Source organism: Thainema salinarum CENA647 (assembly GCF_057732415.1).
Window position 1 is genome coordinate 901261 of sequence record NZ_JBYJZJ010000015.1, and the last position, 12991, is coordinate 914251.

Below are 12991 nucleotides of genomic sequence, written 5' to 3' on the forward strand. Positions count from 1 at the left end.
CCATTCAACTCAATCCCATCCATATTCGGCATCATCACATCCAAAATTACTAAGCTAATTTCAGCCTGATGCTGCCGATAAATCTCAAGTGCCTGTAGCCCATCATCTGCTACTCGCGTTTTATAGCAATGATTGTCTAACAGAATTTGGATGCTGCTTTGTACCGCATGATCATCATCCACAATTAGTATCTGCTCACCGTTGCCATCCAGGCGTTTCTTGAGCGAAGTGGCTGCCGATGGAGTATCTGCTGTTGTAGGTAAATAAACCTTGATTTGGGTACCTTGTCCAACTTGACTGAAGACCTGCAAAAAACCGCCGTAGTTTTTGACAATGCCCAGCACATTCGATAATCCCAAGCCAGTTCCTTTGCCCATTTCTTTGGTTGTAAAAAACGGATCAAAAATGCGATCGCACATCTCAGCCGGAATCCCAATTCCCGTATCAGCCACAGTGATAATTACATAGTTGCCAACCTTAGCATTCAAATTCAGCCGCGCCATTGCTTTATCTACAAACCCTTGCTCAATCGAAAGCGTCAGCATTCCCCCATCTGGCATAGCATCCCGAGCATTAATGCACAGATTCATTAATACCTGATGCAGATGCGTGGGATCAGCCCGAACTGCGATCTCAGATGAATTAGCCACCTCATCAGTCAAAAAATCAGGACAAATCGTAATCGACTTGGGAAAACTTTGCTGAATCATCTGGGTCACCTCCTGCAAAAGGGCAACCACATCCACCGAAACTGGATTCCCATGCCGGCCACCCACAAACGTCAGAATTTGTTGCACCATGTCAGCACCCCGCTGGGCACTATCTTCAATTAGCTTCAGATGCTCTTGGCCCTGTTGATTCAAACTCGCCTGAGTTAATCGCAAAATTTGCGCCATTGCCAATATAGGCGTTAAGACATTATTCAGATCATGGGCAATACCGCTTGCCAATTGCCCTAAACTCTCCAACCGCTGAGCCTGATAAAACTGGCTCTCCATCCGCTTCTTCTCGGTAATGTCAGTCGAAATACCGCAAATCGCGTAGGGAGTTCCTGCTGCATTGCATAATGGAAACTTGACAGAAATATAGATATGCTGCTGTCCATCCGGATGGGCAACTACATCTTCAACCTGCTGCAGTTGCCCGGTTTCGAAGACGGTTTTATTGCTAGCGGCAAAGGTATCAGCAATGGGCTTGGGCCAAAACTCGTAAATACTCTTGCCCAACATCTCTTCTGAAGGAGTTGCGTTGATTTCTGCACACATTCGATTAACTAACAGAAATCGATTTTCCAAATCGAGCAAATAGATAGCAGCCGGAGCATTATCAATAATCGTCTGGAGCCGCTGCTCGCTATCTCGCAGGGCCTGTTCTGCCTGCTTCCGTTCCGTAATATCGGCAAAGATACAGACATTGCCCGTGGTCTCGCCTGTTGCCGAATGCAGAGAGGCCGAGCGGGCAACCACCCAGCGCGTTTGTCGTTGAGGAGTCAGCAAGCGAAATTCTAACTGACATTCCACTTGATACTGCAGATGCTGCTCCCACGCTTGAACGACCAACTGTCGGTCATCTGGGTGAATGGCTTGTACCCAACCATTACCTAGAGAATCGTCTAAACTTAAGCCTGACATTTGTTGCCAGCACGCATTGGCATAGAGGCAAATGCCATCGGCATTCGTTTGCAAAATGCCAACAGGTGCAGCAGCGCTAAGCGTCCGAAATCGTTCTTCGCTCTCTTCCAACACCGCCTGCATCTGTTGACGGATGAGCAATTCCTGCCGCATCTGCTCATAGAGTTCAGACTGCCGGATAGCAATACCCACCTGAATAGCGAGGCGCTGAATTAACGAAATTTCGCTGGATTGCCACTGCCGAGGGGCAGCACAGCTATGCACAATCAGCAATCCCCACAGCGCCTCACCTTGCAAAATGGGCATTACTAAGTTGGCTTTGACCTGGAAGGATTTGAGGAGTTCAACATAGCAGGGTTCGAGTTCCTCACTGTCAATATCAGTGATGACCGAAATATGGCCCTGCCGATAGGGTTCGATGTAGCGCTCCTCAAAACAGGGGTCGTAGATTGTAGTAGACAAAATGGGTGTCCAGTCTGTTCCAACCGATTCCATAATCACATCACCCTGCCAACTGGGTCGGAAGCGAAAAATGACGACTCGATCTGTGTTGAGCAGCGCTCTCACCCGTTCCACCGTACGAGATAGAACTTCGTTGAGATTGAACGATTGGCGAATTTCCTGTGCAATATCGGCCAGCAGGTATTCTTGTTGAATCTGCTGCTGAAGCGCGTGTTCAGCCCGTTTACGTTCTGTGATTTCTTCACAGACGGTATTAATGCCAATAATGCGATCGCCATCTCTGATAGGTAAAAAACTTTCCAGCCAAATGCGCTGTACACCGGGCTGCGCAGGGGTTTCCCCGGTGATTTCGACATTCAACAGCGGTTCACCCGTTTCCAAAACGGCACGCAGCAACTGTTCGGCCTGATCCGCTAGATGAGGCAGCACCTCCCGGACGGTGCGCCCGATATGCTCGTCTACAGAAATGCCATTCATTTCTGCCAGTCGCTGATTGATTCGGACAAAGCGCAGGTCGGTATCGAGAAAGTTGAGACCAATGGGCGCAGACTGGTAAATCGTTTCGATTTCCACAAGCTGCCGCTGAATCTGGTCTCGACTGTCCTGCAAAGCGAGTTCGGCTTGTTTGCGATCGCTAATATCAACCGCAGTGCCCACAATCCGATAAATCTCATGCTGCTCATTACGCAGCGGCGACAGCGTGGTCAGTGTCCAGATTGTCTGTGCTTTAAACGCGATCTCCTCTTCATAGGTAATCGGTTCGCCGGACTGTAAACAGCGAACATAATTTTGACGCAGCAAAGCGCCTGCTTCTAGGCCAAAAACTGCTTCCGGCGTTTTACCTTGAATATCGTTCTGCGTGACTCCACTATACTTTTGGGAGGTAGGATTGAAACTCACATAGTGAAAGTCGTTGCTAGGCGTGACATCAATGACAAAAATGGCTTGCTCTGTCCACTCATAGATACTGGCCAGAAAAGCTTCCCGCTCCCGTAGTGCAAGTTCGGCCTGGTTACGATCGGCGCTAAGCCGTGCCCGTTCGCTAATATCTCGCAAAACTGACAGGTGCCGCCCCGGAATAAAGTTAGTTACCGCTGTAAATTCAGTTTCCCGTTGTGTCCCATCTGGGCGATACAGCCGAAACTCTCCCCGCACATGCCCCTGGGCCAAAAACTGCTGCCACACTTGAGCGATATCAACGTTAGGATCGGCAAAATCAGCCACACTGGACTGGAGCAGTTGGTCTTTAGAAACCCCAAACAGCTCACAAGCTGCAGGATTTGCATCGATATAGTTACCGTCATCATCGGCAATTGCGATCGCATCTAAGGTATTCTCAAACAGTGCTCGCCACTGGTTTTGCTGCTGGAGGAGTAGCTGATTCGCCTGCAACAGATGATTCGCCTCCACATCCGTCTGTTCACCCCTCGTCTGTTCCCCAATCGTCTCTGCCGCTGTCCGCCTGCCTAATTCCCGGCGGGTATCCTCTAGCTGCTGTTGCTTTTGAGCAAGTGCCTGATAAGCCAGCTCCAATTCCTGATTTTTTTGATCCAGTTCTAACTGCATCGCCTGCAGTTGCTCCCAAGCCGCCTGTAGCTCTCTATTGGCCACCTCTGGCTCTGGGCTGGAAATGGTTGTGGCTGATGCCTTATTACTCGCCGCAACCTGCACCTGACCATACGCTGGATTGAGCTGATATCCCATCCGAGGAACCGTTTTAATAAAATCGCTGGGAGCACCCGCCGCTTTCAGCTTTTTGCGCAACTCTTTAATATGAACCCGGATCGTTGCCTCGCCTGGACATTCCAGCGAACTCCACACCTGATCCAAAATTTTGTTGGAACTCAAAGCCTTTTGGGGATTTCGTGACAACAGCTCTAGAATGCTGTATTCCCGAGGCGTGAGAGGCAGTAGCTGAGCGTCATACCTGGCGTGACAACAGCTCGGATCAACTTCTAGGCATCCCCACGTCAATATCGGTTGAGTTTCCAAATCCCCTCGCCGCAGTAGCGCTTGCATTCGCGCAATCAATTCCTCGGCATCAAACGGTTTATTGATATAGTCATCGGCCCCCGCATTAAGTGCGATCGCTTTTTCATGCCCTCCTCCCCCCTGCCCAGTCAACAGTAGAATGGGCGTCTGTATACCTTTTGCACGCAACTGCTGACACAAGCTAATCCCATCTAATCGAGGCAACTTGATATCCAACAGCATCAGGTCATAGCCAAACGACTCTGCCAGCTCTAAACCCGCTATACCATCGACCGCAACATCAACTGCATAGTGATAGGTCGATAGCAAGTCTCGTATCGCTTGCGCAACAGCGGAGTCATCTTCTACAACCAGGATCTTCATAAGAACTCCATCAGGAGACACCTACATCGATCACGCCTACAGTAACTTAGATTTTTCACGTCTGATACCTAACAACTACCGAATAATACTAAAGTCTCAAGCAGGAAACCTGACTCAAACTTTTGTACCAAAACTTAAAAAGGAGTTCTGCTACCAGATACAGTGGCAAAGTCACCTCTTCAGGTTGTTTATTCAGGTGGCAGCGATAAGGAAGCGCAAATTGAGTGGCTTCAGAGGCTTCAACAACTGTATTCAAGCTTTTTCATTAGCGATCAGTTCCAATTAAAGTATATTTCTTCACAGCTTCTTTACAGCAGATGCTTACAATTATTATAGGCGGAGATAAATGTTTAATTAATCGTCATTTGAGAATTGAGAAAGCTAACAATTTCTTGTAAAAGATTGTTGCCATTCCTTTTCTTTCTTCAAAAAGCATACAACAGTACATCTTTTAACAAAAACAAGGCTCACATTATGAATGCAGTACTGTTTGACATCTCATGCTGTCAGTGCTGCCGTTACTATCAGTGTAAAGGTCGGCGAGGAGGACAATGTAGCCGACTCGATGTTCTAGTACACGGCACATGGAAGGCTTGTCCTTTAGCTGAGCCAGTATTCACCAATTCTCTAGATGATCTAGATCATTTGCCTCCTTGGGTCAATAATCTAGCCGCATCAAAATAGGCTTCACAAACTGCATCAATGCGTTAGCAAAATCCTCTTCTGACCTTGGTGCAAAATGTGGGAACGAGAAAGCGGAATTCGGCATCTGTCGGATTCCGCCTTTTATAGCAAGTATAATCAGCAAGCTCTAAAAGAACTTCTAAAAGAACTTGAGGAATTAGTTCAAGTCATCTGGGCAGCCTGATCTAGAAAATAAGTCTTCCAGCTCTGCAAGAGGGAGTTGAGGCAGTAACTGAGTCACGCCTAAGATTTGAATCGGTAAGCCATCAGATGCCGTGACCAACGGAGTTTCCTGAGAATAGAGCCAGCACCAGCTTCCATCAGCTTGCTTCATCCGGTAATTGATAGCCACAACCTCACCATATTTCAGGCTGGCGAAGCGCTGGTAGTATTCAGATACAGCTTCTAGTTCTTCTGGATGAATCAGCCGGGCTAGCCTCTCAGGCCCCATGACATGAATCGCCTTTGCGGTATATCCCAATATGGCAGCGACAGAACAACTAGAATAAATTGTGCGTTGATCGATCAAGTCATAAACGTAGACACGCCCCAATATTTTGCTAGATTCATGTATCTGAAGTTGCCTTAAAGCCTCAATCAGGCGTTGAGGATATTGGGCAAAAGCATTTTCAGCATAGGTTTTCACATTTCTGCTCCTAAAAAACACTCTATGAAACAAGTCAGTATCATTGATTTTTCTGTGGAGAAAAATCCTCCCTGTCCTCTTGACTAGACAAAGTATTAACAGAAGTGATGACTTCAGCCCGGAAAAAGTTGAGAGTCAAGGGAGGAATATCTAGTTGTGATGTAAAGGCTACATTGATCTATTGTCTGGAGCTATTGTAAGAAAGTTGTGAAGAATAAGACCGCAGAAATATTTCTATATATTTATCAGTTTTAAAGCAGTGTTTACTACGGCACCAGCTTCTTATTAAGAGTTATCTTGAAAATTACTTAAAAAATGCTATAGCCTTTCCTCGGCTACTGAGGTACAAGTTGTTTTTTGAAAACCGCGCTTTGTGCGGCTTTCAAAAAACAATCTCCCTTTACTAGCGCAAGAAGCGCTATAAACAATGATTTTTTATTAATTGGATATTTCGGTAGCCCTCAAAAATCATTGTCTGAATACCACTACCAATATTTAATCTCTGTGGGTCTAATTCCCCGTGGCTTGCCACGTTAGTGGTAGCGCGGGAGTGCGTCCCGAAGGGCAAATTCCGTAATGCCCCGTCCGCTTGCGGCGGGGATAGGAATTTGAGCGCCCCGCGAGATTTACTAGAAAATCATTCTTACTTCAGGTTTATTCTGAGTTTTAGTTCGTTTCATTCACAACCAAAACTGCTGAGCCATTGATTTTGCCACTCCGCAACGCATTCAACGCTTCATTGGCTTGTGCCAATGTAAACGGTGTAACCTCTGTCTGAATTGGTACCTGGGGTGCAAGCTGCAAAAAATCTTCGCCATCCCGACGGGTCAGATTTGCTACCGATCTTACCTGCCGCTCACCCCACAAAATCTCATAGGGAAAGCTCGGAATCTCGCTCATGTGGATACCTGCACAAACTACAACCCCACCTTTCACCAATACTCTGAGTGCCGTTGGCACCAGTGAACCGACAGGCGCAAAAATAATTGCTGCATCCAATAGCTCTGGTGGAGCTTGATCGGAACCACCCGCCCACACTGCGCCAAGCTGCCGCGCAAACTCTTGGCCTGCTGTATCGCCTGGACGAGTAAAGGCATAAATCTCGCGTCCCTGAAATCGAGCCAGCTGAATTAGAATATGCGCTGCTGCTCCAAAACCATAAAACCCGATCCGTTTTGCCTCACCCGTCATCCGATAGGCTCGATAGCCAATCAGTCCCGCACAAAGTAGTGGTGCAGCCTGTAAATCGGGAAAGCCTTCTGGAATCGCAAAGCAGAAGCGCTCATCGGCCACTGTGTATTCGGCATAGCCTCCGTTGAGCGTATAGCCTGTGAACAGAGCATTATCACAGAGGTTTTCCTGATCGTGCTGGCAGTAGCGACAGTGCTGGCAGGTTTGCCCCAGCCACGGCACACCAACCCGCTGACCAGGTTGAAACTGCGTCACCTGATTGCCGACTTCCACCACCGTTCCAACAATTTGATGGCCCAAGATCAACGGTAGCTGAGGCTGGGTCAACTCACCATCCACAATATGTAAATCCGTTCGGCAAATGCCGCAGGCTGCTACCTGCAGCAAAATTTGCTTGGGATTGGGAATTGGAGTCGGCACGTCCTCTAAATGCAATGGTTGACCCACGGTATCCAAAATCATGGCACGCATGGTTCGTACCTCGTTAGTTCAATGCTTTCTTTAACGATAGCGGCTAGAGGGGGATCAACGTTGTTTTGGTGATTTATTGATGGGTTTTGATGGGTTTTTGATGGTTGATATGTTTCACAAGCGCGATATATCAACCATCAAGACTGATTTGACTCAGCATTAGTGGTTCGTCTAATGTGCCTTGGGGCGATTTTCCCCAAAAAACTTTCCTACATTATAAGTAAAACTCTTGTCAAGATCAGCATGGCTGAACCAGCGCTGATCCACAACTGATCTTTCGCCGCTCAGCCTGATTCAACATACTTGGGGGTAAGCAAATCCACTTCTTGGATTGATTCACTCACCATGTATCACTTACTCAGGAGAACGAAGCATGCCCCTAACTTCGTACTTACAAGCAGTTCAGCCCTACCAACTGGTTCAGCTTAACAGTCGCAACGTATCGTCCTATCAAGAACTTACTTATTCTCGCTATCGTCATCTGCTGCTCAGTCTAGCTTTTGATTCATCAGTGGTCGCCATTGGTGCTGAGGTAGATGGTGTACCGACTGGACTAGCGCTTGCTCAATTGCAACAAGCAGCATCCACTTCAACAGGTGGTCAAACTGGACAAATATTATCGTTGTTTGTTGTACCAAGTCAGCGACAGTCAAGTTTGGGTACGGCGTTGTTAGCTCGACTAGAAGATGAACTGAGACAGCGTGGCTGTACTGAGGCTGAGCTGATTTATACCACTAATGCCCATGCGATCGCACTTAAACGCATTCTTGACCGTCAGTTTTGGACACCGCTCCAAATCACTGGATTAGTTGGCTACGCCTCAACTGATCGAGTTAAGCAGGCCCAATCGTCTCATTTCATCCAGCAACTTAATCGGTTACTCGCTAAGTTGCCGCCGGATTACGAGATTTTTCCGTGGCAGACGCTGACTAGCCAAGAACGACAGCTAATTGAACAGCAAATGCAGAGTGATCAGCAAATGCAGCAGTCTAATCCATTTTTAGAAGAGAGTCAGATAGAACCGCTAAACAGCCTTGGCTTAAGGCATAGAGGCCGCGTAGTGGGCTGGCTGATTACCCATCGCATTACCCCCAATACCATTGGCTATATCCAGATGTATATTGATCTGCGATCGCAACCTCTGAGTCACAGTCTGCTGCTGCTGGCCAAGGCGATCCAGCTACAGGTTGACCAAGCACCGGGCACTAGGGCGACCTTTCGGGTGGACATTGATAATACGCCCATGATTCGGTTTGTTCATCGTCGGCTGAAACCCTATCTGGATGAAGTGCGCACCGCCTGGAAAGCGACCAAAATACTGGCATGAACGACATAACCAAAGTCTGACCTAATCAGGTACTGACCCAAATAACTCATCAGGTTGTAACCGGACTCACTAACTGTATCAGCACGGGTTCATCATGAAAAATCAGCTCTCTAACAAAATCGCTCGCAAGGCAACAGAAATAGGTCGCCTCTTTCGCTCACCGCTCTCGCTGCGAATTGTGTCGGGTATTTTCGTCAGTCTGGTCATCATTGAAGGAATTGTGCTGATTCCATCTCTGGAGCGGCGGCGGCAGGAAGTTCTCGACCAGATTGAAGAAGTATCTGAGGGCAAAGTTGACTGGATTTTAATGACCTATCCAGGTGCATCGGGTCAGGAGTTACTGGGTCATCTAAATGAACTCCGGGCTGACCCGATGCTGCAAATTATTCAAGGGGGCGCTGTGTATCGTCCCGATGGATCGCTGGAAGGCAGTTTTGGTGAGACTCCCGCCCTATCATTTACCGATGCCCGCCAGCAAGGGCAGCTTTACCAAACCACTAGCCAAGGTAGCCGCTATGACGTGGCTTGGACAGCGTTGCAGTCAGACGGCAATGAGTATGTGATTGTCTTGCGTCACGATGCTGCCGGAACACAAGCCGCACTGAATGGTTATATCCTGCGCTTTATCGGCATTGTGCTGCTGATTTCGGCTTTTATTACGCTGGTGATGATGGTGCTGCTCAGCCGTCAGTTGATTACGCCCGTGCTGACCCTGCGCCGCGACTTGGCCAAGGCCGGACATGCGATCGCAACTGATCAACCCACTCCCCAATTTGATTCTTGCCAGTTCTATCGCCAGGACGAACTCGGAGAAGTGATTGCCACGTTCCGCCAGATGTATGAACAAATTAATCAAGCCGTTTGCGATCGCAAACAGGCTGAGGTGCAACTGCTGCAAAGCAATCTCGAAATGCAGCAGTATATCAAGCAGGTTGATCGGGTAACGGCAGCCGTGACGGCTGTGGGCAACGGTACGTTCAACCCCTCTAGCCTAGACGAGGTGGCCGCTCGCGATGATGAGCTAGGTGATTTGGCGCGCATGTTTCAGATGATGGCTGTTTATGTGCAACAGCGGGAAGACCAGTTAAAGCAGCAGTTGAAAGAGCTGACCATTGAAATCGACCAAGCCAAGCGCCAGCAGCAGGTGGCGCAAATCACCAAGAGCGAATACTTCAAGGAACTGCAATCTGAACTAGATAACTATCAGCTAGATGAATTCTGGGGTTAGTAGCCGTTGTTGGTAGGCCGCTTAAAACTTTATCTGCTAAAGGATGGCGCGATCCATTGGTAATTATGCCATTCCGTTAACTGTAGGGGCAGGTTTAGCTGCCAACTGATTATTCTGAATCAAAACTGTTCAACAAAACCTGCCCTTACAGGTGGTATGGCTGTAGTCGGCTTTGTTAGGACACAGGCATTTTTGTGGCGCGGCTTCGCCGCGCCACAAAAATGCCTCAACCCATATGACTATGGCTATATCTAGGTTGAATCCCGTCTAGCTATCTGGCGTAAATACGTCGTGACTAACCTCTGGTGTATGTACTACCGTCATTCCTTCTAGTAGCGCCGATACCCGATCCGGATCAGAGAAAATCAAATCTAGTAGCTCATACTCCGTGAGCTGCTGCCCGGACTGTTTACTGATCTTATGGGCGTAGTAGCGCACCTGAGACATGACGCGCGGTTCCGACTGCCGCAGGTACATCGACAGGCAGGCCAGCGCCTGGGTCGAAGCGGGCCGCCCCAAAAAGAAGCTCAGTGCCGTCAGCAGCTTCTTTTCATACTCTGGCAGCAAATGCACCTGAATCGGCTGAATATCGGGTTGATTAGAATCTGTCATGCGGTCTGTTTATTTAATACACGGTGTAAAGATCTCCTTGAACCCGTTTAATATCTGGTAGAGGCAAATGGCAATTTGCCCCTACGTAACCTTCAACTAAAGAAAATCTTGGGGGTTCAGAGGAAATCGATACATCTCGCATCTTACAGTGCTAGCTTTGCGATCGCACAGTTGCGACTAACTCATCTAGTGCCGCCTGCATCTGCCGCACCACTTGCTGATAACAGTCGTCAACATAGTCATGATCGCTCAAGACTTTGCGGCCATAGCGTTCAAACCGAATTGGCGGACACACCTGAGTATAGACTTTATGGGGCCAGGGTAGATTGGGCAGTGGGCCAATGGACAAGCCCCAGGGAAGCCCCAGGTAGATTGGAAATACCTCTGGATCAACATCAAATAGCCACGGCATACCCCACTCATGCAGTTGCCGAGCCTGAGCATAGCAGTCCTGCAGCACAAACAGGGTATCGTGTGCCCCCCAGGAAATGGTCGGTACAATCGGCACCCCTTCCCGCAGCGCCAGCTTAATAAACCCTTTGTGTTCTGCGAAGTAAATGCGATCGCGCATCTTGTGGGGTCGAAACGTATCCTGTGCCCCACCGGGATATACCAGTACGCTGGCTCCTCGGCGCAACGCTGCGATCGCCATTTTGGGATGTGCCCGAATCGCACCCATCTTGGCCGCGATCTGCGCCAACTGAGGAAACACCTCCCACACCGTGGGATGCATCAGTCCATAAACCGGATGATCATAGCCAAAGCGGCAATACCAGTCATAAATCAGCATGTGCATGTCGGGAGCCGCTAGCCCACCGTTATGGGAACCGACAAACAAAGCGGGTTCCTCTGGTACATGCTGCCATCCGTCTGTTTCCACGCAGAAGTAATGATGATAAGTCCACTCATAGAAGGGCATGAGTGCTTGGATAGTGGCGGGATCGCGTTCATCAAGCGACCACCCCTGATAGGGCTGACCCGTAGCAGCAGATTCGATCGACGATACTGAATTAGAGTTCGGCATTTGGTTTGTGGGAAGATCTGAGAGAGGAGAGACGGGCACTGCCTGCCTCTCCTCTCTCAGCCATTAGGATTAATACATGGCGACCACCATAGCAGAATCGGGCAGTCGATTAACAGACTACACCCGATTTTGCGATCAACTATTCAAATTTTAATAGTCAACTTTTAATAGCAGTAGAGACACAGCAATGCCGTGTCTCTACTGACCGTTTATTCATGAATTTCGCGGCCTCAGAATACCTCATTCAGAAGATCTTACAAATAAGGTGCTTCTGCTTCCGCTTGACACCAGCGACCATCTCGACCTTCGACGTAGTGATCTCGAACGGTCATCCAAGCCACTTCATAGGCAACATCATCGCTCATACCATCAGCAGCCGCACTGTTAAATGCTGCAATAAAAATGCTTTGTGCTGTGGCGGGGAGCTTGTCACGCACCTCTCGGGGGAGACGTCCTATCCTTGAGCAACCCATAAATCTTAAGAAACTCTAAAGAACCTATCTCCACCAAAACATATTTTCTGGGATTCAACAATCTGTTGTAGGGAATAAGAGACAGAAGTCAAACTAACTTAAAGGTGCATCCAACAAGGCTTGTAAATTTACGTAAAGTTATGCAACTTTTTACGGGCTTGGCTAACGAAAATTAGACCTTAAACTCTGGTATCTAATCGGCATTTACCATCTGATCTTAGCGTGTCGATCCGGTTCTGCCGATGCTCCTAACGACCTAGATCTAGATAGATGTTGATCAATAGCTGGCCATAGCCCAACGTAACTATTTGTCAAGGTCAGCACCATAGGCTTGAGCAAAATCATGACTCATATTAATCAGTTTCTCCGCTGTCCAGCTATCCCGGCGCTGAGCTTCGTTGCGATCGCAGTTAAAGCCGTAGCCTGCTGCTAAACGCTCGCCTAGTCCTAGTAGCCGTCGAGTGGTCCAAGTATCTTTTTTGCGAGTATTCATGATGATCTCCTTTCGTTTTGATTTACTTTGATTGGGTTTATTTATGTTTCGATTGATTGACGTAGTAAAAGTAGGTCGAACAACCATTTACATCCGACTAAAGCGGATTAGAACTGAGCAAATCCGTTGCTCATGTTAATTAACGCTTCCGCTGTCCAGGTATCTTGCCGCCGCACCGTTTGCCGTTCGATGGCTGTGCTGTACCATGCGGCTAGATCATTGCTGAGATTGATGAAACGCTGTGTCGTCCAGGTGTTCTGCTTGCGAGTATTCATGATGCCCTCCGATAGGTTGCTTGCTTTGCTAACAACTTAATCCTAAGAAACCGTAGCGAAATATACAAAAAATTACACTCATAGATATATGAGCAACTTCGATAGATAAAGTTTATCCG

At 48.1% G+C, this 12991-nt stretch carries 9 protein-coding genes and 1 pseudogene; 2 read left to right on the forward strand and 8 right to left on the reverse strand.

Annotated features, from left to right (window positions below; genetic code table 11):
- Positions 1 to 17: 17 nt before the first annotated feature.
- From AC286M_RS05800 to AC286M_RS05810, 3 genes and pseudogenes are all read right to left on the reverse strand, one after another.
- A pseudogene (locus AC286M_RS05800) lies at positions 18 to 4448 on the reverse strand (PAS domain-containing protein); the annotation flags it as partial.
- Between the two features lie 841 nt (positions 4449 to 5289).
- A complete protein-coding gene (locus AC286M_RS05805; protein WP_488203469.1) occupies positions 5290 to 5778 on the reverse strand; it encodes a PAS domain-containing protein in 489 nt (162 codons plus the stop codon).
- Between the two features lie 666 nt (positions 5779 to 6444).
- Complete coding sequence (locus AC286M_RS05810; RefSeq protein WP_488203470.1) at positions 6445 to 7440, reverse strand: zinc-dependent alcohol dehydrogenase family protein; 996 nt, start codon at positions 7438 to 7440, stop codon at positions 6445 to 6447.
- 373 nt (positions 7441 to 7813) lie between these two features.
- On the opposite strand from AC286M_RS05810, the gene AC286M_RS05815 reads away from it, so the two are divergent.
- Together AC286M_RS05815 and AC286M_RS05820 are read left to right on the forward strand one after the other, a co-directional pair.
- Positions 7814 to 8767 (forward strand): GNAT family N-acetyltransferase, encoded by a 954-nt coding sequence (locus AC286M_RS05815; RefSeq protein ID WP_488203471.1) that lies wholly within the window; start codon positions 7814 to 7816, stop codon positions 8765 to 8767.
- A 94-nt stretch (positions 8768 to 8861) separates the two neighbouring features.
- Entirely contained in the window at positions 8862 to 9995 is a 1134-nt protein-coding gene (locus AC286M_RS05820) for a sensor histidine kinase (RefSeq protein ID WP_488203472.1), read from the forward strand.
- A gap of 267 nt (positions 9996 to 10262) precedes the next feature.
- On the opposite strand, the gene AC286M_RS05825 is transcribed toward AC286M_RS05820, so the two are convergent.
- The 5 genes from AC286M_RS05825 to AC286M_RS05845 all read right to left on the reverse strand — a co-directional run bounded on the left by AC286M_RS05825 (position 10263) and on the right by AC286M_RS05845 (position 12872).
- Positions 10263 to 10607 carry a hypothetical protein gene (locus AC286M_RS05825; protein ID WP_488203473.1) on the reverse strand — a complete coding sequence of 115 codons (345 nt, stop codon included), beginning with the start codon at positions 10605 to 10607 and terminating at the stop codon, positions 10263 to 10265.
- A 151-nt stretch (positions 10608 to 10758) separates the two neighbouring features.
- Positions 10759 to 11631: a lysophospholipid acyltransferase family protein gene (locus tag AC286M_RS05830; RefSeq protein ID WP_488203474.1), complete on the reverse strand. Its 873-nt coding sequence runs from the start codon at positions 11629 to 11631 to the stop codon at positions 10759 to 10761.
- 254 nt (positions 11632 to 11885) lie between these two features.
- Positions 11886 to 12068, reverse strand: a complete 183-nt coding sequence (locus tag AC286M_RS05835) for a ChaB family protein (protein WP_488203475.1) — start codon at positions 12066 to 12068, stop codon at positions 11886 to 11888.
- 340 nt (positions 12069 to 12408) lie between these two features.
- Complete coding sequence (locus tag AC286M_RS05840; RefSeq protein ID WP_488203476.1) at positions 12409 to 12597, reverse strand: hypothetical protein; 189 nt, start codon at positions 12595 to 12597, stop codon at positions 12409 to 12411.
- Between the two features lie 107 nt (positions 12598 to 12704).
- The gene (locus AC286M_RS05845; protein WP_488203477.1) at positions 12705 to 12872 is read right to left on the reverse strand and encodes a hypothetical protein; all 168 of its coding nucleotides are present in this window, start codon (positions 12870 to 12872) and stop codon (positions 12705 to 12707) included.
- Between the last annotated feature and the right edge of the window lie 119 nt (positions 12873 to 12991).